The organism is Montanilutibacter psychrotolerans (assembly GCF_003719825.1).
Taxonomy (GTDB): Bacteria; Pseudomonadota; Gammaproteobacteria; order Xanthomonadales; family Xanthomonadaceae; genus Montanilutibacter; species Montanilutibacter psychrotolerans.
The window spans coordinates 482,569-505,682 of record NZ_RIBS01000003.1 but is presented as its reverse complement, the minus strand read 5'-3'; the positions used below and the strand labels follow the sequence as shown (position 1 = coordinate 505,682).

Annotated in this window: 21 protein-coding genes; 7 read left to right on the top strand and 14 right to left on the bottom strand. The window is 68.7% G+C overall.

Annotated features, from left to right (window positions below; translation table 11 throughout):
• Positions 1-8: 8 nt before the first annotated feature.
• From EER27_RS09065 to EER27_RS09045, 5 genes are all read right to left on the bottom strand, one after another.
• Positions 9-1,034 (bottom strand): RDD family protein, encoded by a 1,026-nt coding sequence (locus EER27_RS09065; RefSeq protein ID WP_123087699.1) that lies wholly within the window; start codon positions 1,032-1,034, stop codon positions 9-11.
• Entirely contained in the window at positions 1,031-1,759 is a 729-nt protein-coding gene (locus EER27_RS09060) for a GYF domain-containing protein (RefSeq protein WP_123087697.1), read from the bottom strand. The genes EER27_RS09065 and EER27_RS09060 overlap by 4 nt, the downstream gene beginning before the upstream one ends.
• Positions 1,760-1,840: 81 nt before the next feature.
• Positions 1,841-2,329, bottom strand: a complete 489-nt coding sequence (locus EER27_RS09055; protein WP_123087695.1) for a DUF494 family protein — start codon at positions 2,327-2,329, stop codon at positions 1,841-1,843.
• A gap of 76 nt (positions 2,330-2,405) precedes the next feature.
• Positions 2,406-3,578 (bottom strand): DNA-processing protein DprA, encoded by a 1,173-nt coding sequence (gene dprA / locus EER27_RS09050; protein WP_123087693.1) that lies wholly within the window; start codon positions 3,576-3,578, stop codon positions 2,406-2,408.
• A 75-nt stretch (positions 3,579-3,653) separates the two neighbouring features.
• Positions 3,654-4,799 carry a LysM peptidoglycan-binding domain-containing protein gene (locus EER27_RS09045; protein WP_123087821.1) on the bottom strand — a complete coding sequence of 382 codons (1,146 nt, stop codon included), beginning with the start codon at positions 4,797-4,799 and terminating at the stop codon, positions 3,654-3,656.
• 172 nt (positions 4,800-4,971) lie between these two features.
• On the opposite strand from EER27_RS09045, the gene def reads away from it, so the two are divergent.
• The 4 genes from def (at position 4,972) to EER27_RS09025 (ending at position 9,900) form a co-directional block, all read left to right on the top strand.
• A complete protein-coding gene (gene def, locus EER27_RS09040; RefSeq protein WP_123087691.1) occupies positions 4,972-5,484 on the top strand; it encodes a peptide deformylase in 513 nt (170 codons plus the stop codon).
• 181 nt (positions 5,485-5,665) lie between these two features.
• The gene (fmt, locus tag EER27_RS09035) at positions 5,666-6,583 is read left to right on the top strand and encodes a methionyl-tRNA formyltransferase (protein WP_123087689.1); all 918 of its coding nucleotides are present in this window, start codon (positions 5,666-5,668) and stop codon (positions 6,581-6,583) included.
• The gene (gene rsmB / locus EER27_RS09030) at positions 6,580-7,896 is read left to right on the top strand and encodes a 16S rRNA (cytosine(967)-C(5))-methyltransferase RsmB (RefSeq protein WP_123087687.1); all 1,317 of its coding nucleotides are present in this window, start codon (positions 6,580-6,582) and stop codon (positions 7,894-7,896) included. The genes fmt and rsmB overlap by 4 nt, the downstream gene beginning before the upstream one ends.
• Before the next feature lie 261 nt (positions 7,897-8,157).
• Positions 8,158-9,900: an ArnT family glycosyltransferase gene (locus tag EER27_RS09025; RefSeq protein WP_425480828.1), complete on the top strand. Its 1,743-nt coding sequence runs from the start codon at positions 8,158-8,160 to the stop codon at positions 9,898-9,900.
• Positions 9,901-10,271: 371 nt separating this feature from the next.
• On the opposite strand, the gene EER27_RS09020 is transcribed toward EER27_RS09025, so the two are convergent.
• The 4 genes from EER27_RS09020 to EER27_RS09005 all read right to left on the bottom strand — a co-directional run bounded on the left by EER27_RS09020 (position 10,272) and on the right by EER27_RS09005 (position 14,287).
• A complete protein-coding gene (locus EER27_RS09020; protein ID WP_123087685.1) occupies positions 10,272-11,396 on the bottom strand; it encodes a glycosyltransferase family 4 protein in 1,125 nt (374 codons plus the stop codon).
• A 27-nt stretch (positions 11,397-11,423) separates the two neighbouring features.
• Positions 11,424-12,332: a glycosyltransferase family 2 protein gene (locus EER27_RS09015; RefSeq protein ID WP_123087683.1), complete on the bottom strand. Its 909-nt coding sequence runs from the start codon at positions 12,330-12,332 to the stop codon at positions 11,424-11,426.
• Positions 12,329-13,282, bottom strand: a complete 954-nt coding sequence (locus EER27_RS09010) for a UDP-glucuronic acid decarboxylase family protein (RefSeq protein ID WP_123087681.1) — start codon at positions 13,280-13,282, stop codon at positions 12,329-12,331. The genes EER27_RS09015 and EER27_RS09010 overlap by 4 nt, the downstream gene beginning before the upstream one ends.
• Positions 13,283-13,492: 210 nt before the next feature.
• The gene (locus EER27_RS09005) at positions 13,493-14,287 is read right to left on the bottom strand and encodes a glycosyltransferase family 2 protein (protein ID WP_190285715.1); all 795 of its coding nucleotides are present in this window, start codon (positions 14,285-14,287) and stop codon (positions 13,493-13,495) included.
• Between the two features lie 19 nt (positions 14,288-14,306).
• Here EER27_RS09005 and EER27_RS09000 point away from each other — a divergent pair, with 19 nt between their 5' ends.
• Positions 14,307-15,365, top strand: coding sequence for a CDP-glycerol glycerophosphotransferase family protein (locus EER27_RS09000; protein ID WP_190285726.1), 1,059 nt, complete (start codon positions 14,307-14,309; stop codon positions 15,363-15,365).
• A 210-nt stretch (positions 15,366-15,575) separates the two neighbouring features.
• On the opposite strand, the gene EER27_RS08995 is transcribed toward EER27_RS09000, so the two are convergent.
• From EER27_RS08995 to EER27_RS08985, 3 genes are all read right to left on the bottom strand, one after another.
• Positions 15,576-17,018: a PH domain-containing protein gene (locus EER27_RS08995; RefSeq protein WP_123087818.1), complete on the bottom strand. Its 1,443-nt coding sequence runs from the start codon at positions 17,016-17,018 to the stop codon at positions 15,576-15,578.
• 232 nt (positions 17,019-17,250) lie between these two features.
• The gene (locus EER27_RS08990) at positions 17,251-17,781 is read right to left on the bottom strand and encodes a PH domain-containing protein (RefSeq protein WP_223807240.1); all 531 of its coding nucleotides are present in this window, start codon (positions 17,779-17,781) and stop codon (positions 17,251-17,253) included.
• A 222-nt stretch (positions 17,782-18,003) separates the two neighbouring features.
• Positions 18,004-18,942 carry a lauroyl acyltransferase gene (locus EER27_RS08985; RefSeq protein ID WP_123087677.1) on the bottom strand — a complete coding sequence of 313 codons (939 nt, stop codon included), beginning with the start codon at positions 18,940-18,942 and terminating at the stop codon, positions 18,004-18,006.
• A 240-nt stretch (positions 18,943-19,182) separates the two neighbouring features.
• On the opposite strand from EER27_RS08985, the gene dtd reads away from it, so the two are divergent.
• Positions 19,183-19,623 carry a D-aminoacyl-tRNA deacylase gene (gene dtd / locus EER27_RS08980; RefSeq protein ID WP_123087816.1) on the top strand — a complete coding sequence of 147 codons (441 nt, stop codon included), beginning with the start codon at positions 19,183-19,185 and terminating at the stop codon, positions 19,621-19,623.
• A gap of 96 nt (positions 19,624-19,719) precedes the next feature.
• Complete coding sequence (gene rpoD / locus EER27_RS08975) at positions 19,720-21,579, top strand: RNA polymerase sigma factor RpoD (RefSeq protein WP_123087675.1); 1,860 nt, start codon at positions 19,720-19,722, stop codon at positions 21,577-21,579.
• A gap of 128 nt (positions 21,580-21,707) precedes the next feature.
• Here the strand turns inward: rpoD and EER27_RS08970 are convergent, their stop codons facing one another.
• Positions 21,708-22,079, bottom strand: a complete 372-nt coding sequence (locus EER27_RS08970) for a nuclear transport factor 2 family protein (protein WP_123087815.1) — start codon at positions 22,077-22,079, stop codon at positions 21,708-21,710.
• 612 nt (positions 22,080-22,691) lie between these two features.
• Positions 22,692-23,111, bottom strand: a complete 420-nt coding sequence (locus EER27_RS17585) for a DUF3658 domain-containing protein (RefSeq protein WP_223807252.1) — start codon at positions 23,109-23,111, stop codon at positions 22,692-22,694.
• Between the last annotated feature and the right edge of the window lie 3 nt (positions 23,112-23,114).

Sequence of the window (23,114 nt, the reverse complement as noted above, 5' to 3'; positions counted from 1 at the left end):
GCGTTGGATCAGCTGCTGCCCATCGCGCCCAACGCCACGACGAACGCCAGGATTGCGCCATAGCCGAGGATCGCCAGGCCTGCCAGGACCAGCATCACGATCGTGACCACGCCCAGTTCCCGGCGCTGCAGGTCCGGCCGGCCGGTGTAGGCCCAGCGGTCCACCACCAGGGTGTTGGCGACCATGTCGTGCAGTCCGCGCTTGCGGTCGGTGAAGCCGGCCATGATGTAGCCGACGTACAGGGTGAGGTACGAGAGCAGGTGCGAAACCCAGCGGCCCAGGGCGTGGGTCGGGCGCAGGCGCTGTCCGTTGCCGTCGGTGACCTTGATCCCGACCGCCATCTTGCCCAGCGTGGCCTGCATCGAGGAGGACTCGAAGCCGACGTAGTAGAGCCCGCTGATGATCGGGTACACGCCGTAGATCACGGCAAACATCGCGACCATGCCCGCCGGCAGGGCGTCGGAGCTCGGAGTCATGCTGCCCAGTGCGCCAAGGCCCATGCCGAACACCAGCATCAGGATGATGACCACGGCGTAGTACGCGATGGTGATGGCGAAGCCGTCGATCACGACCGCGGCGAAGCGCTTCAGGAAGCCGGCATAGACGACTTCGCCGCCGGCCTGATAGTCGCTGCTTTCGGCCAGGGTGGCCCGGGGCGGCGCGTACGGCGAGGCGCTGTCGGCAGTGGCCCAGGAGGCGGGCAGTGCGTCTGTGACGGTCGCTGTGGGCCGTGGCGACGCCGGGATACCCCAATCGATTGCGTCACCCGATTCCGGTGCTGTCGTGGGCGTGGCGGCTGGCGTGAAGCCCGCTTCACCATCGATCGCCGCCGGTGCGGGGGGCGGCGAGAGCGCGACGTCGGTGCCGAGCACCTCGGACATCAGAGTCCGCCATGGCTGCCACTCAGTCAGGCCCTCGCGCCAGACCAGCGTATCGGGCGCCAGTCGTCCCTCGCGGTGCAGTTGCGCCATCGCTTCGGCATCGACCGGCCCCTGGCGCGTGCGGGTGGAGTCGCTGTAGTACCAGTGGCTCATGGTGTGGACTCGTCAGAGATGATGGATTTGCACATTGCAGGCAGGAACTTGTTGGGGACGCTGCCGCCCTGGCACCGCCATTCTCCTGCGTCACGGTCCAGTTTCCAGAACAGCGTTTCACCGTCGACCGCCGGGGCGATGCCGCGCAGGGCGATCTCCATGGCGCACCCCCCTTCTTCGACAGACCCCACGCGGACGCTGGCAACCGTGTCGGACGCGTAGCTGTCGGGTTCGCCGAAGCCCTCATCGCCGTTGCGCGGGCAGGCGTCATGACGCCTCTCGTACGCGTGCACGCCATCGCGCAGCGTGGCGGTGGATACGATGACCTGGGTGACCTTCGTGCGGTGGATGTAGTCCTGGTAGGCCGGAATGGCAATCGCGGCGAGGATCGCAATCACCGGCACCAGGATCACGACGACGACCACGCCGATGATCGCGGCGATGGCGCAGCCACCCAATCCGCGCCCCGCGGTAGCGGGGGGCGCGTTGGTCCCGCGGTGGGATGCGGGGGGATTCAGCGGCGGGGGCTGGCGCGGATCGGACGTCATGCCGGGCAGTCCGAGTTCGCCGGAAAACTGCGACAGCGGGGACCAGTCGGCCTGGCCGGGGCGCCAGACGGGCGTTTCAGAGCGGATCAGGTGGTCGCGGAATCGCGCGCGCAGTTCCTCTGCCGCAATCGGCCCGACGCGGCCCAGTGCCGGGTCGTGGTAGTACCAATCGGTCATTCCCCAACTCCTGTAGGCCACCCGGCAGTGCACGGGCGGCGCGTCCTGCGATGCCGCGCGCCTCCCCGGCGCGCGGACAGGTCAATGCACCGGCTCTGGCTCGTCTTCGAAGATCTGCGTTTCCATCCAGGCGTATGCCGCTTCGGAGCCGGGCTGGTTGAACAGAACCATCAGCACGACCCACTTGAGGTCGTCCAGGTCGATCTGGTCCTGGTCCAGTGCCATCGCACGATCCAGCACCAGCTCGCGCTGGCCGGCATCGAGGATGCGGTGCTGTTCCAGGAACATCAGGAAACCCCGGCATTCGACGTCGATCTTGTCGAGTTCGGGGCCGAAGTAGACGCGGGTCGGGCCGTCGGCACGCGGCACGCTGGCCGAGGGACGCTGACGCGCCAGCGCATCAAGCCAGTCGAAGGCCTTGTTGATCTCGGCGGGGCTGAAGCCCGCCTGGCCCAGCTCATCGAACAGCGGGCCGCTTTGCAGGGAGTCGCGGTCGCGGACGAGGTCCGCGTCTTCGGTGAAGTAGTGCTCAAACAGGTAAAGCAGGACGTCCAGGATGCTCTCTTTCATTTCCCCTCGGCCTGCGCCGCTTGCGGCGCGGTGGGCTGGAGTTGCTGACGTGCCGCCAGCCGGCCATGGGGCCAACTCAGCGACTGCGGTGGTAGCGGCCGTGTCGTGCCGCCACGTGGCCCTCAAGCTCCATGAGCAGCAGCATGGAGGACAGGGCGGCGGGCGTCAATCCGGTGCGCTGCGCCAGTTCATCCATATCGGTAGGGTCGTGACCGAGTGCGCGCCACAACGTGTTGTAGTCATCGCCCCGTGGTGGCGGGATCACGGGAGGGCCTGGCGGACCCGAAAGGAAGGCGACGGCGGCGCTATCGTTGCGCCCCGTGATGGGGGCGGGCAGGCGCTGGCGCAAGTCGCCGGCCAGCCGTCCGGCCAACGGGGCGAGCACTTCGACGATCTCCTCGGGCGTCTCGACCAGCAGCGCCCCATCGCGGATCAGGCGGTGGCAGCCGCGGGCGTGCGGGTTGTCGATCGACCCGGGCAATGCGAACACCTCGCGCCCGGCCTCGGCAGCCAGCCGGGCGGTAATCAGTGCGCCAGAACGGGCGGCGGCCTCGATCACCACCGTGCCCAGGCTCAGCCCGGCGAGGATCCGGTTGCGTGTGGGGAAGTGCTCTTTGCGTGCTGGCGTGCCGGGCGGGTGCTCGCTGACCAGCGCCCCCAGTCCCGCGATCCGGGCATGGAGCCCGATGTTGGTGGCGGGATAGGCGGTGTCGGGGCCGGTGCCGAGCACGGCAAACGTGTGGCCCCCTTGGCGCAGCGTGGCCTCGTGCGCGGCCGTGTCGACGCCTGCGGCCAGCCCGCTGCCAACCACCAGGCCTGCGGCTGACAGCGCATGCGCGAAGCGGATGGCGTGGTCCCTCCCACCCGGACTGGGCGTGCGGCTGCCGACGACGGCGACCGAGGGGCGCCACAGCAGGGCGGGGTCGCCGGAAACGAACAGCGCCAGCGGCGGGCTGGCTGCCTCCCGCAACGGTGGCGGGTAGTCGGCGTCGTGCCAGCCGATCACGTGATGGCTTTCCCGGTCGAGCCAGTCCAGGGCCCGCGCCAGCGCCGACCTGGGTGGAGGCCTGCGCAGAGCCCCGATCTGCGCGTCGTCCAGTCCGGCATCACGCCAACTGGTCACCGACGCGGACAGTGCGGCCAGGGGTGACTGCCAGTTGTCGAGCAGTCGTCGCCGCGGCGCGCTGGCGCCGCCGGCGAACAGCAGGTGCAGCAGGGCAATGGCGTCATCGCGGGGTTCGGTCGGCATGCTGGCAGCCTGCCCCGGAAACGACGACGGCGCCCGAGGGCGCCGTCGCTTCAAACCGTAGGGAAAGCCCGCGAATCAGTACGCGGCGTCCGGGTGCTTGAGTTCGTAACCGACGCGGGTCGGCTTGACGCTGTCCATCACCAGGCCGTAGCTGACACGTTCGAAGGTCTTGAAGATCATCACGTGACCGGCGTACTCGTCCGGCAGGCGAACGTGGCCACTGCGCGGAATCGTGTCCTCGCTACGGCTGTCACCGAAGCGAATGCGGTCCGCCGGTTCGCTGCCAACGCGCCAGGTCGAGAACACCGTGCCGTTGTCGACGCCGTCGCGGGTGCCGACCGACAGCGCGATCACGTCACGCGGCCCACCGCTGGTGAGGGTGTCGGCGACTGCAAGCACGCGGGCACGGCCGTACTCGAGCTGCTGCTTGGGCGGGTGCGGGAAGAACTGCAGGTCGTACGGCTGTGCTTCGACCGGGATCAGGCGATCGCCGATGCGCACTTCACGACCGGCCCGGTCGAGCAGCAGGGTGCTGGCCTCGATTCCGCCGACTTCACCGCGGGTGATCGTGCCGACATTCTGCTGCATCAGCTCGAAGCCGAGCAGTTCGGTGCCGTTCTCGCCAACCAGGCGGCTGGTCCAGAAGTCTTCGAAGTTGATCGTGCGGCGACCACGGAAGTCGAGGTCATCGGCCTTGTGGATATCGCAGCATTCATCGCGATCCACGCGGGTATAGCGCACGGTCGGACGAACCACCGCGTAACGCTGCCCCGGCTGCGCGCTCGGCAGGCCCTTGACGTAGACGAGCTGGCCTTCGCTGCTGCGCAGGCGGTCTTCTTCGAGACCGACCACGTACGGCATGTCGTCGACCTTGTCGACAACGCGCAGGTTCTTGAGGAACGGCTCGACGTCCGACAGCGGGATCGCGTTGAGCGGCGCTTCCGCGCGCGGACCCGGCTCGACCGCGACGCGGTTGAGGTAGGCCAGCGAGATCACGTCACCCGGATAAATAAGATGCGGGTTCTTGATCTGCGGATTGGCTTGCCAGATTTCCGGCCACAGCCACGGACGCTTTAGGAAACGGCCGGCGATATCCCACAGGGTATCGCCCCGTTTCACCACGTAGGTGTCGGGATGGTTGCCAGACATTTCGGCGGCGACGCCGTAGGTGGCAACGGTCAGCAGCGCAGCAGTGACAACCGCGCGGATCGGTTTAAGTATGGCAGCCATCTACCTGATTCCCCTTGCAGGTTTGCCGGCCCACCATTGACGGCGGGGGCCCGGGCACTATAGCCCAGAAGATACGCGCGGTTGCAAGCTTTTGGGGGCCCCATCGGCGTTACAATCACTGCCACTGATTGTGTCTGTGACAGACGCCCCCATTTCTGACGCCATGGCCCTGCTTCCAATACTCGAATTCCCCGATCCGCGCCTGCGAACGCAGGCCGTTGCCGTCGATCCTGCCCGGATTACCGATTCCGCGTTCCAGCAGTTGATCGATGACATGTTCGAAACCATGTATGCCGCTCCCGGCATCGGCCTGGCGGCCAGCCAGGTCGACGTGCACCAGCGGTTCATGGTCATAGACGTGTCCGAAGAGAACGACCGGCCGCTGGTTTTCATCAATCCCGTGATCACCGCCCACGATGGCGAGCAGGTCTACCAGGAAGGTTGCCTCTCGGTCCCCGGCATCTTCGCCGACGTCACCCGGGCCAACACGATCACCGTGCACGCGATCGGACGCGACGGCAAGCTGTTTGAAATGCAGGCCGACGGGGTGCTGGCTGTCTGCATCCAGCACGAGATGGACCACCTGTTGGGCAAGCTGTTCGTCGACTACCTGTCGCCGCTCAAGCGTGAAATGGTCCGCAAGAAGCTCGCCAAGGCGCGTCGCAACGCCGCTTGAGCCATCGCGGGGTGCCGCAGGCCGGCCGCGGTGCGGCCTGTACGATGTGCGATGTCCCCGCCTCGCGCCGACGTCCACCGGCCGCGTCTCCTGGCGTGGTCGGCGTGCCTGTTCGTTGTGCGCTCCCGTCCTCCCCCGCAGCGCACGCCGTGCGCGACGCCCCCAATCGACCTGACCGCCCATGAGAATCGTCTTCGCCGGCACACCCGACTTCGCCGTGCCGTGCCTGCGCGCGGCCGCCCAGCGCGGCGAGGTGGTGGCGGTCTACACCCAGCCCGACCGGCCGGCTGGTCGCGGCCGTGAGCTGACCCCGTCGCCGGTCAAGCGCGAAGCGCTCGCGCGCGGCATTCCGGTGCTGCAGCCGGAGAATTTCCGCACGACGGTTTCCAAGGACGCCCTGCGCGCCCTGAAGCCGGACCTGATGATCGTGGTCGCCTACGGCCTGATCCTGCCGCAGTCGGTGCTCGACATCCCCGCTTACGGCTGCTGGAACGTTCACGCCTCGCTGCTGCCGCGCTGGCGCGGCGCCGCGCCCATCCAGCGCGCCATCGAGGCCGGCGACGCCGAGTCGGGCGTGTGCCTGATGCAGATGGAGAAGGGCCTGGATACCGGTCCGGTGCTGCTGTCGCAGTCGCTGGCGGTGGGCGAGGACACCGGCGGCGCGCTGCACGACCGCCTCGCCGCGCTCGGCGCACAGGTGCTCGCCGACGGCCTGGGCCTGCTGCGCGCGGGCATTCGCCCCGTGCCGCGCCCGCAGCCCGAGCGCGGCGTCACCTATGCCCACAAGCTCGACAAGGCCCAGGCCCGGCTCGACTGGAGTCGTCCTGCGACCGAGTTGGCCAACCGCGTGCGTGCGTTCAACCCCTGGCCGATGGCCGAGGGCACGGTTGCCGGTGAGCGCGTGCGCGTCCACGCCGCCACCGCGCTTGCGTTGATCCACGGAGCCACGCCCGGCACCCTGTTGCTGGCCAGCCGCGAGGGCATCGACATCGCCTGCGGCAAGGGCGCGCTGCGCATCCGCACGTTGCAACGCGATGGTGGCAAGCCGGTCAGTGCCGCCGACTACCTCAATGGTCGCGCCGACCTGAGGACCGCATGAGCGCCGGTGCCGCGCCTCGCGCGATTGCCGCCGACGTACTTGACGCGGTGCTGCACCGCGGGCGCTCGCTGAAGGCCGAACTGGCCAGCGCCCTGCCGCCGCTGCGCGACCCGCGCGACCGCGCGCTGGTCGAGGCGATCTGTTTCGCCGTGCTGCGCCAACCGCAGCGCTACGCCGCCGCCGTCGACGCATGGATGGCGCGGCCGCTGCCCAAGCGCGACGCACGCGTGCGCACCTTGTTGTTTGCCGGTTTCGCCCAGCTGGATCCGCTCGGGCTTGCTGCGCATGCCGCTGTCGCCGCGACCGTCGAGGCTGCGCGCATGCTCGGCTTCGAACACCACGCCGGACTGGTCAACGCGCTGCTACGCCGTGCCCAGCGCGAAGGCCTGCCGGCGGTTGACCCGCACGCGCATTGGCCGCAATGGCTACGTGAGCAATTGCAGCGCGATTGGGGTGACGACGCGGCGGGGATCCTCGACGCCAGCGCGATTCCGGCGCCGATGTGGCTGCGCGTCAACGCGCGCCGCGTCGATCGCGACGGCTATGCCGCGCAGCTGCGTGACGCCGGCATCGCGGCCACGACCGTGCCGGCGCTGGCCGATGCCCTGCGCCTGGAAGAGTCGGTGGCCGTCGCGGCATTGCCGGGCTTCGACGAAGGCGCGGTGTCGGTGCAGGACGCGTCGGCGCAGTTGGTTGTCGACGCGCTGGCACCCGTGCGTGGTGCCCGTGTGCTCGATGCGTGTGCGGCGCCTGGCGGCAAGGCCGCGCACCTGCTCGAGCGCGACCCCGAGCTTTCGCTGGTGGCGCTGGAGATCGACGCCGCGCGGTTGCGGCGCATGCGCACTGGCTTGGCCCGGTTGGGGTTGGGTGGGCGAGGCCGTCTGCTGGCCGCCGACGCTGCCGCGCTGCCATCGTGGTGGGACGACGTGCCGTTCGACGCGGTGCTGCTCGACGCGCCGTGTTCCGCCACCGGTGTGGTGCGGCGCCAGCCCGATGTGCTGCTGCACCGTCGCGAAGCCGACATGGCCGCGCTGGTCGCCACCCAGGCCCGTCTGCTGGATGCGTTGTGGCGTACCGTCGCCCCCGGTGGCGTGCTGCTGTACGCCACCTGCTCGATCCTCAAGGCCGAGAACGACGCGCAGGTCGCGGCGTTCCTGGCGCGCACCGCCGATGCCGCGCTCGAGCCACTCGACGGACGCTTCGGCCGAGCCGTGTCCGTCGACGGCGTGCCCGCCGGTTACCAACGCCTGCCCGGCGAGGGCGGTGGCGACGGGTTCTTCTACGCGCGGCTGCGCAAGTCCGCCAAGGCCTGACGCCGCCCCTGCTGGGCGAGGCCGGTACAGGGCCCCGCACCGGCGCATCGCATCGGGCCCCTTGGATGGGGCCGGTGCAACGACCGCCCGGGCGCTACGGCCGATCGCGGCGACGGCGCGTTCACCGCAGTCCGAGCAATCGCCAAGACGCGCAAGCCGCGCCGCTGGCACTTCCGACAGAACGCTTACATCGTCTGGCTATCATTTGCGCTCCGTCGAAACGCCGTGGAAAGCCTGATCGTGCCCCTGCAGATGCCGCGCCTGGCGAGAACCGCGATTTCGCGTGAAACCTGGTTGTTCTGGATCGTGGCCGTGCTGGTGCTGGGCGCCGGACTGGGCCTGCGCGACCCCTGGCCGGCGGACGAGCCGCGCTTTGCGCTGGTCGCGCGGCAGATGGTCGACAGCGGCGACTGGCTGTTCCCACACCGGGGCGGCGAGCTGTATTCGGACAAGCCGCCGTTGTTCATGTGGCTGCAGGCCGCCGCCTACACGGTGATCGGCAACTGGCGCGTGGCCTTCCTGCTGCCGTCGTTGCTGGCCGCGCTGGGCACGCTGTGGTGCGTGATCGACCTGGGCCGCCGACTGTGGACCCGCCGGGTGGGGTTGTACGCGGGTTGGGCGGTGTTGCTGGCGCTGCAGTTCACCTGGCAGGCCAAGAAGGCGCAGATCGACCCGCTGGTGGTGTTCTGGATCACCCTGGCCAACTACGGACTTCTGCGGCACGTGCTCACCACGCGCAGCGATCCCGGACCGAACTGGTCGATGTGGGCGCTGGGGTGGGCGGCGGCCGGGTTCGGCACCATCAGCAAGGGGGTCGGTGCGATCGCGCTGCTGATGCTGGTTCCGGCCGGCATCGCGGCAGTACGCGGTTGGCCGGTGCGCCTGTACGCCACCCACCCTCGGTTCTGGCTGGGTCCGCTCGCGTTCGTTGCGGCCTGCGGCGTGTGGCTGGTGCCAATGCTGGTGGCCGCGCTGGGCAATGGGTCGCCGGACTACCGGACGTACATGGACGACATCCTGCTGCGCCAGACCGCCAAGCGTTACGCCGCCTCCTGGCACCACGCACAACCGGCCTGGTACTTCCTGGAGGTCATGGCCACCATGTGGCTGCCCACCGCGCTGGCGCTGCCGTGGGCGGTGCCGGCGTGGCGCCGGCGACTGCGTCGCGTCGACCCGCGCTACCTGTTGCCGTTGGCGTGGTGGCTGCTGGTGCTGGTGTTCTTCACCATTCCCAGCGGCAAGCGCGACATGTACATCCTGCCGGCCCTGCCGATGGCGGCGTTGGCGTTGGCGCCGCTGCTGCCGGGTCTGCTGCGGCGCGTGTGGCCGCGCCGGCTGGCGTTGGGGTTTGCCGCGGCGCTGGGCGGCGTGGCGCTGGTGGCGGGTCTGACGATGTGGTTCGGCGATCCGGGGTTCGAGCGGCACCTCGTGGCGCAGCGCGGCCTGGAGAATGAAGCCCTGGCGCTTGCCGGCCTGCTGGTCGCCATCGGGGCCTGGGGCGTGGCCAGCGTGCTGTGGTTCGGTCGCCGGCGGCCGATCGCGGCGCTGGTCTCCACCCTGGCCGGCCTGTGGGTGTTGTTCGGGCTGATCGGGGCGCCGCTGCTCAACGACTCCTCGTCGGCACGCGGGCTGATGGTCGCGGTCGGCCGGCGGATCGGTGCGGACGCCGAGCTCGGCCTGGTGGCCTGGCGTGAGCAGCACCTGTTGATGGCCGATCGCGCGGTCGCCGAGTTCGGCTTCAAGCGTCCCTTCGACGAACAGATGCGGCGGGGCCTGGCCTGGCAGGCGCAGCGGCCGGCATCGCGGTGGTTGCTGGTGCAGGATGCGGCGATGGTCGATTGCATCGACCGGCGACATGCGCAGGCGCTGGGCAATGCCAATCGCCGAAGCTGGTGGCTGCTGCCGGGAGCGGCCACCGCCGCGTGTGCGGATGCGATGCTGACACCCACGGCGCCCCCCAGTGCTGCGTCGGACGACGACGGCGATGCCGACGACGGCGGCTAGTCGCCGTCACGTGTGGCTAGCTGTCTGAACGCACAAGTCTGTTCTTGCGGGCGCGGATGCGAGGCACGGGCGGCTGGCGGCCCAGGCTGGGCCGAGCCCAGATCGCCCGCCGGGCGCAGCCCCGTAGGATGGGTTGAGCATCGTGATACCCATCGCTCGCCATCGCGGTCAGTGCGCCAGCGGCCATCCCGAGGGCAGCGCAGATCGACCAAGCAGCTTCGGCATTTGCCAAGGCCTAAGGTGCACTCGTAGGGCGCCAATAAGCGAAGCGCATTGCGCCGGATTTGTTTGTGTCGAGGTTGGACCTTCATCGCGCGTCCGATCCGGCGCATTACGCCTTCGGCTAATGCGCCCTACGAGAGCCGTGCTAGCTAGCCGGGCGTAGCGTCCAGAAGGCGCTGGTATGCCGCCTCGGTGCGATCCACGAAGCGCTCCAGGCCGAACTCGGCCTGGGCATGCGCGTGTGCTGCCGCACCCATGCCCTGCAGTTGGTCGCGCACGCGCAGCAGGTGCTGGATCGCGGCGCCGATGGCCGTGCGATCGCGTACCGGTACCACCCAGCCGTCGATGTCGGGCTGGATGTTCTCGGGCAGGCCAGCGTAGTTGCTGACCAATACCGGCCGCGCCATCGCCATCATCTCGCGGCAGGCGAACGAGATCGTCTCGACATCCCACGACAGCACGAACCCGGCATCGATCGCGGCGATCACCGGGCGCACGTCGTCCAGCAGGCCGGTGAACTGCACCTGCGCGCTGAGCCCCAACTGCTCGATGCGTGCACGTTGCTCGCTGCCGGGCGGTTTGCCGGCCAGCAGCACGCGAACGCGGGTGCGTTGCTCCGTCGGCAGGGCCGCCAGCGCTTCGACCAGGTCCATCCAACCCTTGTAGGTCGCGGTGCCGGCGTTGCTGCCCAGCAGCAACGTGTCGTCGTCCGCCCAGCGCCGGCGCTCGGTCGCCGCCTGCGACGCGGGCCACGGCGCGTAGCGAGCGATGTCGACCCCGTTGTGCACGGTCTCGTGCAGGCAGCGTCGGTACGCGGTGCCGGCCAGTTCGGTGCGGGTGTGGTCGCACACGGCGATGACCATGTCGGTGCCTCGCCGGGCTCGCCAGGCGTGGCCCAGGCCGGTCATCGGCTTGGAGTTGTGCTTGGTCAACACGATGCGCGGCCGTTGCGGCAGGCCGCGCAAAGCGGACATCACCAGGCGGTGGTCCGCCGATCCGTTGACGTGGACCACGTCGAAATCGTGCTCGCGCAGGTAAGCGGCAAGTTGCGCGCGGGCGCGCAGACGGGCCGCCAGACGCTTGAGCCCGTTCGGAAACGCCTGCGCCAGCGCGTGGACGCCCAGTGACGCGGCGGCCTCGCGGTACAGGCGGCTGCCTTCGGGCGCGGCGACGTGCACCTCATGGCGCGGGGCAAGCCCTCGCGCCAGCGCCAGCACGTACGTCGTGTGACCGCCGCCGTCGCCGTCGTGGAAGTTGGTGAGCAGCAACTTCATGGGATGGGGCCGCGATGGCGCCGCGGCTCAACGACCCTTGCGGCGGCCCATGAGGATGGAGATCGCGCGTTCGCCACGCTTCCACCACGGCGCGCCGCGACCGGCCCAGGCCAGCCCCGCGTAGCGCTTGGTTTCGTCCCAGCTCGGGTCGGGCTTGGTCTTGTACTCGTACTTGGCCAGGTGCAGGCAGGAGTCGTCGATCCCCGCGATCCGCGCGTAGTGCGCGATCAGGCCGCGCGAACGCAGGCGGTTGAGGAAGTTCGCAGTCGGCGTGCGGTTGGACCACCAGCCGTTGTTCCCGTGGATGCGGTAACCCACGCTGCCGGTGGGCAGGTAGTACTTGCGCGCACCCAGGACGCTGGCGCCGTAGACCAGGCAGTTGTCGGCCGAAAGGCGCCAGGTGTGGTTGAGATCGGCAGGCAGGTCGAGGCTGCGCCGCGCCCACAGCGAGCGAAGCGACAACGCCGAAGTCGGCGCGCCGTACCAGTGGGTCAGCGAGAACGTGCTGATCGCGGTGTAGCCCAGGTCGCGGGCACACTCGTCGTAGCCGATCGTGCGCTGCTCGTTGCCGAACAGGCTGATGTCGGAGAAGACGAAGTCGACGTCCTTGCGGCTGTCGTACAGCTCGCCAATGCGCGCGAGGTAGTCCGGGGCCCAACGGTCGTCGGCATCGAGGAAGCAGATCACGTCCGCGTTGGCCGCCGCCATGCCGCGCTGGAACGCGACCAGCTGGCCGCCATTCGCGCCGCACAGCAAGGTCACCCGCGGGTCGCTGCCGTAGCGCTGCTGGAGCAGGTCCGGGGTGCCGTCGGTGGAGCCGTCGTCGACGACGATCACCTGCGCAGGCGCACGGGTCTGTGCCAGCGCGCTGTCGACGGCCTCTTCGACGAAGGCGCGGTAGTTGTAGCTGGTGACGATGACGGCGAACGTGGTCATGCCGGGTTCCCTTCGGCAAGCAGCTTGCGGAAATAGGCGATGGTCTCGCGCAGGCCGTCTTCGAGCGCGACCTTGGGTTCCCAGCCGCCGAGCTTTTCCTTGGCCAGCGAGATGTCCGGCTGACGCTGGCGCGGGTCGTCGGAAGGCAGCGGGCGATAGACCAGCTTCGACTTGCCGCCGACCTGCTTGAGCACCAGTTCGGCCAGCTCCAGCATGGTGAACTCGACCGGATTGCCGATGTTGACCGGACCGGTGAAGCCGGTCTCGGTCTCCATCATCCGCACCTTGGCTTCGATCAGGTCGTCGACGTAGCAGAAGCTGCGCGTCTGGCTGCCGTCGCCGTAGATCGTGATGTCCTCGCCGCGCAACGCCTGCACGATGAAGTTGCTGACCACGCGCCCGTCGTTGGGATGCATGCGCGGGCCGTAGGTGTTGAAGATGCGCACCACCTTGATGTCCAGCTGGTGCTGGCGGTAGTAGTCGAAGAACAGCGTTTCGGCGCAGCGCTTGCCTTCGTCGTAGCAGCTGCGGATGCCGACCGGGTTGACCTTGCCCCAGTAACCCTCGGGCTGCGGATGCACTTCCGGATCGCCGTACACCTCGCTGGTCGAGGCCTGCAGGATGCGCGCCTTCACCCGCTTGGCCAGGCCGAGCATGTTGATCGCGCCGTGCACGCTGGTCTTGGTGGTCTGCACCGGGTCGAACTGGTAGTGCACCGGCGAGGCCGGGCAGGCGAGGTTGAAGATCCGGTCGACCTCGACGTAGAGCGGGAACGTGACGTCGTGCCGCATCACCTCGAAGAACGGACTGCCGTGCAGGTGGGCGACGTTGCGCTTGCTGCCGGTAAAGAAGTTGTCCACGCACAGCACGTCATGGCCGTCGCGCAGCAGACGCTCGCAAAGGTGCGAGCCAAGGAAGCCGGCGCCGCCGGTGACGAGGATTCGATTCATTGCGTGGTCTTCGGGGGGATGCGGAATGCCGGGATTCCGCATGGTTCGAATGGAGGGGCGTCCGGCAGCGGCGGATAGTGGCACGGAACGGCATGGCGCGATGCGACTGATCGCGCCAATTCTGAACGGAGTTGTCCGATTTTTTTGTCCGGCGGGCCTGACAGTTGGGTCAGGGTCCGGACGCCAGGGCGGCGCGGGCCGCCATCGCGTTCAGCGTTCGGGCGTGGTCACCGGCTGACCGTTCTGCAGCATCCACAGCATGATCGTCTTCTGCCGCACGTAGTTGGCACGCACGTAGGCGTAGACCAACCCGTGCCAGCCGTCCAGGAAGCCCAGCCGCAGCACGTAGCCACGCCAGAAACGCCAGGCCGGCGACAGCACCAGCTTGGCCACGGTGGCGCGCTTGCCGCGTGCGTGGTCGTGCTCGGCCATCATGCGGGCGTAGCGCTGGGTCTTGGCCAGCTGCTGTTCGAGCGAGCGGTACGGGTAGTGGATCAGGTCGCCGTGCAAGGTGCGCACCGGGCCGTCGACGCTGGCGGCCTCGTGCACCTCGCGCGTGCCTCGCCAGCCGCCGCGGCGGCGATCGAACAGGCGCAAGACCCGGTCGGGATAGGCATTCCCGCGGCGCAGGAACTTGCCGAAGTACTGTGACAGGCGGGCAAAGCGGTAGCCGGCGGCATCGAACCCCGCGTCCCGCGCCGTCGCGATCGCCGCGGCCAGCTCCTGGCTGATGCGTTCGTCGGCGTCCAGGCACAGCACCCAGTCGTGGCGCGCCTGCTCGACGGCGAACTGCTTCTGGCTGCGGAAGCCGTCGAACGGCCGCAGCAGCACGCGTGCGCCGAGGTCGTGGGCGATCTGCGCGGTGGCATCGGTGGAATGCGAGTCCACCACCACGACGTCGTCGCAGAACGCCAACGAGGCAATGCAGTCGGCGATGCGGTCGGCCTCGTTGAACGTGATAATGACCGCCGAAAGCGGCACGCGGCGGGTCGCGACGGCATCCATGGATTCAGTACGGGAAGCGTTGATGGCGGACTACCTGTTGTTTGCGACCGAGCGTTATGCGCTGCCCATCCTGCAACCGCTGGCGCAGGCGCTGCAAGCCGCCGGTCACGGCGTCCACGCCTGGTTCGCCGACGGTGCGGCCTCCGCGCGCCTTCCCGAGCCGGTGCGCATGGTCGGCCTGCGTGAGGCGGTGGCACTGCGTCCGCGGGCGGTGTTCAGCGCCGCCAACTGGGTGCCGCCGTTCGTTTCCGGTGCCAAGGTCCAGCTGTTCCACGGGTTCAACGTCGAGAAGCGCGACGACGCGCGCGGCCACTTCCGCGTGCGCGGCTTGTTCGATCTGTACTGCACGCAGGGGCCGGCGACCACCGCGCCCTTCGTCGAGCTGGCCGCGCGCCATCGCCATTTCGCCGTGGTCGAGACCGGCTGGCCCAAGCTCGATCCGCTGTTCCGCGACGACGACGGTGCCGCGGCGGCCTTGCGCGCGCCGGCCGACGGGCGCCCGGTGGTGCTGTTCGCCTCCACGTTCACCGAGCGGCTCAGCGCCGCGCCGCACCTGTTCGAGGCCATCGCCGCCGAGGTCGCGCGCGGCGATCGCTACTGGCTGCTGACCCTGCACCCCAAATGCCCGCCCGCGCTGTTCGAGCGCTATCGGACGCTGGAAGGGCCGAACGCGGCGTTTTTCGAGACCGAACAACTGGTGGCTGCGCAGCGTGCCGCCGACGTGCTGGTCGCCGACACCACGTCGGTGGTGTCCGAGTTCGTGGTGCAGCGCAAACCGGTGGTGACGTTCCGCAATCGCGCTCCGAAACCGCACATGCTCGATTTCGACGATGCATCGGCATTGCCGCAGATGCTGCAGCGCGCATTCGCACCCACACCGGAGTTGCAGGCGGCGTTGGCCGCGTACGCCGATGCGATCCATCCGTTGCGCGATGGCCGCGCCAGCGAGCGCGTGATCGCCGCCACTGAGGATCTGCTGGCCGGTCGTCTGGGTCCGCTGCGATCGAAGCCCTGGGGGGGACGCCTGCGCGCGCTGCAGATCCGCCGGGAGCTGGGCTACTGGGGTCCGGGCGGCTGAACCCTCGCGTCCCGCGCCGGCCGGCGTGGGACGCGGCAGGGCTCGGCGGCGTCCGCCCGTCTCCGGCTCCGTGCCTGCGCCGGGCGATCAAGGGATGCCGGCGGCGTTTCCCTCGCGATCCGTGACGCGGCTGATGCCGCGCCTGCAGGCCCGGTCAGCGCCGGGCAACCGGTGCGCTCGCGTCCTGGGTTGAACGACTCACTGACCGACTCACCACCGCAGCGGCCGTTTCGCCAGTTCGTGCGCCAAGCGCGCGTACAGCGCCTGCGCCTGCGCCTCGGGCAGGAAGCGGATCTGCAGCGGCGGCGCCATCGCGCCACTTCCGGCGGTGTCCAGCGACAGCGTCGCGGTGCCGCAGCGCCGATCGAGGGGCGATCGCGACAGGCGCAATGCCTGCAGCTTGTCGATCTCGGCGAAGCGCCAGTGCCGGCTCCACCAGCCGCCGCGCACCGCAACCAGCTCGGCGTTGCACGCCCAGGCCATGCGCCGCGCCTGCTGGCGCGACAACAGCACCGCCCACGGCAGCCACAGCAGTGCCAGAAGACCCCAACTGCCCACGCGCAGGCACAGCAAACCGGTGGCCAACAGCAGCCAGGGCAGGTGTGGGGCGAACAACCGCCACCAGTTCGACGCCGGCAGCGCCCGCCAGTCCAGCGCGGCCCAACCCGCGCGTGGCAGCAGGTGTTCGATCAGGGCGTCGCAGGCGTCCGGCGTCGCGATGGGGGCCAGCTCGCGCAGCGCACGTTGCTGGCCGTTGCCTTCCTCGCGCGCGGCGGTGTCGATCTCGAGGCTGCGGCGTCGCAGCAGGCGGTGCATCTGGCTTTCCCGCAGGGTCCACGCCTGGATGCGACGGCGCGAGGCAGAAGTACGCCAGCGCGCCAGCAGGCCACGTTCGACGGTCAGCCGCCGGCCATGCTCGACCAGTCGGAATCCGTGGTACTGCAACAGCGCCAGCACCATCGAGAACAGTCGCAGCACCACGACCAGCAGCACCGCCAGGCTCAGGCCGACCAGCACGTAGTCGGGTATCCCGTAGCCATGGCTGTCGCCGTAGCCGAACAGTGCCTCTCCCCAGCGCTTGAGCATCTGCGGCATGAGCTTCGGGCTGAACTGGGCCAGCGCCGCGGCGCCGGCGCCGAGCACGACCATGCCGCGGTTGGACACCAGTCCATGGCGCAGCACCTCGGCGGTCGACATCGCCAGCAGCACCGGCGAGGGTTCGTTCGCCGATTCGGCCTGCGATGGGGCGACCTGCAGGCCGCGGTGGCGCACCAGCGCCTCCAGCGCGATCGCATCGGCGTACTTGAGTACCCGCATCTCGGCCTCGGGCTTGGTGCCGCCGGCCGATTCCAGGCGCACCTCGGCCACCCCGAACAGCCGGTGCAGCAGCGACTGCTGCACGGCGACGTTGTGGATCCGCGCGAACGGGATCACGCGCAGGCTGCGTTCGAGCAGGCCGCTGCGCACCACGAGGCTGTCGGCGGTCACGCCATAGCGGTAGGTGAAGTAGCTCCACACCGACAACAGCACCAGCGCGCCGACGCCGATCAGCGGCCACAGCTCGTTGCGGTCGCCGCGCCCGAACACCAGCAGCGCAAGCAACGGGATCACGAACTGGCGCAGCTGCTGGAGCAGCACGAACAGCCACGACATCGGGTGCAGTCGGCGTTCGGCGTGCGCCAGCGGCTCGTCGTCGGCGCCGGCTCGGCCGATGGGCTCGGGAGCCGGTGCTGGCGTGGGGGCGGCGACGGGCTCGCGGACGGAATCCGGCGCGGTGCCCTCGGTAGCCGGCGCGTTCACGGCGGCCGTCGCATCGGCGATTCCAGCGGGGGCGCGAGGCGTTCCACCGCTGCCCGGTGCCGCGGCGCTGTCGTCGTTTCCGGGCTCAGGCATCGTCGTCGTGGTCGATCTGGCGTGCGAGGCGGTCGCGCAGGCGTTCGGCATCGCCTTCGTCGAGGTTGAAGACCTGGACGGCGCTGTGGCGCGTGCCAGCGGTGTGCACCACGAGCGTGGCCAGGCGCTGCCGGCGCTGGAGCGGGCCGCGCTTGAGGTCGAGATGCTGCACGCGGCTGGCCGGCACGCGCGTCTCGTGCTGCCACAACCGACCATGGCGAAGCGCCAGGCCATCGGCATCGAGCCGCCAGAAGGTATGGCGATGGTGTTTGAGGCCGAGCCAGGCGCCGAACACCGCCCCCACCAGGGCGCCCAGGGCGACGGTGGAGGCGAACCAGAGCGGCTGCAATCCGAGGTTGCCGATCAGCGCCGCGATGCCGCCGATGATCGCGCCGGGAATGGCGAAACCCAGTGCGTTGCCGAACATGGTGAGGTTGCGCGCGCGCTCGGGCATGCGCTGCCAGTCGCCCGGATCCGTCGCGGCATCGGTTGCATTGGGCGCGTGGGTCGCGATGTCGCTCACGGTGCACGCTCGCGATGGTCGGCGTGCTGGCACGGGGCCGGCGCGATGATCATGCGCGTTGCGCGGCGCTCCGCGTGGCGGCCTCTGCCGGTGTCGATCGTGTCCATCGTCCCGGGCCCACCGCCCGCGGTGGCGGGCCGGGCTGGGAAGGCAAAAAACGGCACCCGTCGGCGCATCGAACATCCCCTGGTTCGTGAGCGATCACGGTCGCGCGATGCGACCTTAGTGGCCGTAGTAGGGATTGTCCTCGCCACTACCCGGCGGCCGCAGCGTAAAGCGTTTGTAGGTCCACTGGTATTGCGCGGGCGCACGCCGCGCGATGCGCTCCACCGCCGCATTGAGCGCGGTGGTTGCCGCGAGCGGATCGGCAGCGGCCACCGCCGCCGGGGCCGGCTCGATGTGCAGCGCGAAGCTCGGCGGGCGGCCGTGGCTGCCGGCGTCGAGGCGTTCGCACCACGCGAACAACACGGCGGCGCCGGTGCGCTCGGCCAGCCGGCCGAGCAGGGTCATCGTCAGCGCCTGCACACCGAAGAACGGCGCGAACTCGCCATCGCCTGCCTTGGGTTGCTGATCGGGCAGGATCCCCACCACGCCGCCGCCGTTGATCACCTTGAACAGCTGGCGCACCGCCGGCCCTTCGGCGCGCACCTGGGTCACCCGCGCGGCGTTGCCGCCGGCCGCACGCACGCGGTTGAGGAAGGCCTCGCCGATGGCCGATTCCGGTGGGCGGTACAGGATGGCCAACGGTGTGCGTTCGGCCAGCCACTGGTTCAGCAGCTCCCAGTTGCCGTGGTGGGGGGCGGCGACGATCAGCCCGCGACCGGCGGCGAGCGCGGCGTCGAAGTGCTGCAGGCCGTGGGTCTCGCGGATCAGTGCCAGATTCTCGGCGTGCGGGTGGGTCCACAGGCGCAGGGTTTCGAGCGCCTGGCGCGCCGTGGTGCGCAGGATCGCGCGCTGCAGGTCGTCGCGCTCGGCGGGCAGCAACTCGGGCCAGGCCAGTTCGAGGTTGCGCCGCGTGACGCGGCTCTCGCGCGCCCCCAGACGCAGCCACAGCGCGGCGAGGGCGTCGCCGAGCGTGGCCATCAGACGCCAGGGCAGGCGTCCGGCCAGCCAGGCGAGACGGTAGACCAGTTGTCCCAGCAGGGTTTGCCATCGTGACATTGCGGCAGTCTAGCGGCTGCCTTGCGGCTCACGCCCCTGCGGTGGGGCGCGAAGGCATGCGGCGATTGGCGCCTCGCCGGTCCGCTGGCGGTAGAGTCGCCGGCGGTGGCGGTTGCGCACCGGACGGCATCGCCGTCGTGCGCGCTGCCTGACGAGGCGCCCGGCCGGGCGTCCGCGCGGGAACACACAGGCCGTTGGAGGCTCGATGGAAGTGGATGGGATGGGATGGCGGAGGCACCGATGCTGGCGCTGATCCAGCGCGTCAGCGAGGCGGCGGTGCGGGTGGATGGCGAAACCATCGGTGCCATCGGGCCGGGGCTGCTGGCTCTGGTCGGGGTCGAGCCCGGTGACGGAGAGGCCCAGGTGGCGCGGATGGCCGAGAGGCTGCTGGGGTACCGCGTGTTCGCCGACCCGCAGGGACGGATGAACCTCGGGCTGACCGACACCGGCGGCGGGCTGCTGCTGGTCAGTCAGTTCACGCTGGCCGCCGACACCCGCAGCGGCATGCGCCCGGGATTCACCACCGCGGCCGCGCCCGAGCTGGCCGAGCCGGTCTTCGACCGCCTGCTGGCGACCTGCCGCCAGCGTCACCCCCCGGGGGTGGAAACCGGCCGGTTCGGGGCCCATATGGTGATCAGCCTGGTCAACGATGGACCGGTCACCTTCCTGCTGCGGGCCTGAACCACCGGGCAGGAAATTCGCTTCCGCGCCCGTGTTGGCGCGGGTCGCTGGTATAATGCACGGTTCCCTCCCTCCAATAACGCGGTGGCGCAGCCCATGGCCAACGAACGTCAGGCCCCCCAGTCCGACATCAAGCAACTGATCAGCAAGGGCCTGGAGCAGGGCTACCTGACCTATGCCGAGGTCAACGATCACCTGCCCGATGACCTTGTCGATCCGGAACAGATCGAAGACATCATCGGCATGATCAACGGCATGGGCATCGAGGTGCACGAAGTTGCGCCCGATGCCGAGACCCTGCTGCTGGCCGATGGCAATACCGGCAATCGCGAGGTCGACGACACCGCCGCCGAAGAAGCCGCCGCCGCACTGACCGGTCTCGACGCCGAAGGTGGCCGCACCACCGACCCGGTGCGCATGTACATGCGCGAGATGGGCACGGTCGAACTGCTGACCCGCGAGGGCGAAATCGCCATCGCCAAGCGCATCGAAGAAGGCCTCGGCCAGGTGCAGGCCTCGCTGGCCTCGTTCCCCGGCACGATCGCGCTGGTGCTTGAAGACTACGAACAGCACAAGGCCGGCAAGAAGCGCCTGGCCGAGATCGTGGTCGGCTTCCTCGACCAGCTTGACGACCCGACTCCGCCGCCGGCGGTGGTCGAGGCGGTCGACGACACCGAGGAAGACGCGGACGACGACGAGGCCGCCGGCGACGACGAAGTCGCCGAGGAAGCCGGTCCCACGGGTCCGGACCCGGTCGAAGTCGCCGCGCGCATGGAATCGATGTCGGCCAACTACGCCAAGTTCGAGAAGGCCTACGCCAAGAACGGCCCGAGCCACAAGACCGTGCTCAAGCTGCGCGAGGAAATGGCCGAGGTGTTCGTCACCCTCAAGCTGCCGCTGCCGCTGACCGACGTGCTGGTGCGCAACCTGCGCGAGGTCCAGGGCCGCGTGAAGGATCACGAACGCCGCATCCTCGATCTGTGCACGCGCATCGCCAAGATGCCGCGCAAGGATTTCATCCGCGCGTGGGACGGCAACCAGACCAACCTCGAGTGGGTCGAAGAGCTGCTCAAGCGCAAGCAGAAGTGGTCTTCGGGCCTGCGTGACGTCAAGGACCAGATCATCGTCGAGCAGCAGTCGACCATCGAGCTCGAGCAGAAGATGCTGGTGACGCTGGCCGACCTCAAGGAAATCAGCCGCGCGATGGCCTACGGCGAGGCCAAGGCCCGCAAGGCCAAGAAGGAGATGGTCGAGGCCAACCTGCGTCTGGTCATCTCGATCGCCAAGAAGTACACCAACCGCGGCCTGCAGTTCCTCGACCTGATCCAGGAAGGCAACATCGGCCTGATGAAGGCCGTGGACAAGTTCGAGTTCCGCCGCGGCTTCAAGTTCTCGACGTACGCCACGTGGTGGATCCGCCAGGCGATCACCCGCTCGATCGCCGACCAGGCGCGCACCATCCGTATCCCGGTGCACATGATCGAGACGATCAACAAGCTCAATCGCATCAGCCGGCAGATGCTGCAGCAGTACGGCCGCGAGGCGACGCCGGAAGAGTTGGCGAAAGAGATGGACATGCCCGAGGACAAGATCCGCAAGGTCATGAAGATCGCCAAGGAACCGATCTCGATGGAGACGCCGATCGGCGACGACGAGGATTCCCACCTCGGCGATTTCATCGAGGACACCAACGTCGAATCGCCGGTCGAGGCGACCACCAACATCAACCTCACCGAGACGGTCCGCGACGTGCTCGCCGGGCTGACCCCGAGGGAAGCCAAGGTGCTGCGCATGCGCTTCGGCATCGACATGAATACCGACCACACCCTCGAGGAAGTCGGCAAGCAGTTCGATGTCACCCGCGAGCGCATCCGTCAGATCGAGGCCAAGGCGCTGCGCAAGCTGCGTCACCCGAGCCGCAGCGAGCAGCTGCGCTCGTTCCTCGACATCGACTGACCTCGACATCGACCGCAGCCACCCGGGTCCCCGGGTGGTGCAACACAAAGCCCCGCCATGTGCGGGGCTTTGTGTTTCCGGGCCCTGCGTGCGCAGGCCTGGCGGTTACGGGCGTTGGCCGGCGGGCTTCAGCTGGTCGGGTAGAAGAACTGCTCGTGCACGATCTTGCCGTCGCGCACGCGGTACACGCAGATCTCCTCCATCGGCATCCGGCCCATGTCCTTGTACGTGGCGTCGATGGCCATGGCGACGCTGAACCAGTCGCCTGCGACGATCGGGTCGCTGACGCTGCCGCCGTGGACCTCGACGATGTTCTCCGACCACCTGCGGCCCTTCTCGCGGATCGCGTCCATCCCGCTCGCGTTGCCCAGCGCGCCCGGCGGCAACCCGTCCATCTCGATGCTGACGGCGTCCTCGCCGTAGAGCTCCTGCTGGGCCTGCTCGTACTTGCCTTCGCGGCACAGCTCGACCAGTCGGTCGGCAATCTGCTTGGTATCCATGGCGTACTCCTCCAAAGGGTGGCCAGCGTATCCCCTTGCGAAGTCGTTGTCGTGGCGGCGGAATCTGGGCCGCGTCGTGAGTTATCCCGCCGGGGTTGTTACGATAGATGCACGGGCCTATAGCTCAACGGTTAGAGCAGGGGACTCATCGAAAGGTGCCGCCACGCAGTGATGCGTGGACGGGAACGGGATGAACTCAGGGAAACCTCAGCGGCGCGCGATGCGCGGACGGTGGCAACCCTGAGCCAAGCCGGCGGTACACCGCCGGAAGGTGCAGAGACTACCTGAGGGCTACAGCGCCCTTGATCACAGGCTCGAGCGTCCCGCACCCCACCCGCTGCGCGCGCCATGCAGGCAGCGGAGGGTGAAGAGATAGTCCGCGCCAGAGGGAAACCTCCGGAACACGCGAATCCCTTGGTTCCAGGTTCGAATCCTGGTGGGCCCACCACATCATCGTCCGGCAGCATCCCGGGACGACCCAAGAAGAACGCTATCACACTGTATTTTCGGGTGTTTTTGTCCCCGGTCGTTCCGGGCTGTCCTATTGCATCCTGGCAGCCGTTGCGCCCCAATTAAGCCGAGCCGCGAAGCGGCTTCGGCTTGAATGAATTGTTAGGCCTCATGCCCGAGGCCGAGAGGAGTGAGGCGAACCTCACTGAAGCGCATGCGGTACAGATTACCCCGTGCCTCCAGGTAGCCACTTGAGACCAGATCTCTGACACGTTGGCTGTAGAACACATCTGGAATGCCATCGTACTGGTCCGGATATGCGTCCATTGCAACAGCTGCAACAAGGGCGACCTTTCGCCAGTCTGCGCTGCTACTGGCCAGAAGGGCTCGATCTATTGCGCGAAGGTCGTCTTGGGTAAGCGCAGCAACTGCCCGCAGGTCATCAGCGTCAAGCGGCGGATCATCGTGCTCGTCTGCAAAAGTCGTAGTGAACGTTCTTATGAGGCCTAACGCCTGAATTAAGCCGAACCGCGAAGCGGTTTCGGCTTGAATGAATGTTAGGGCCCACCTGCTTACTGCCACGGC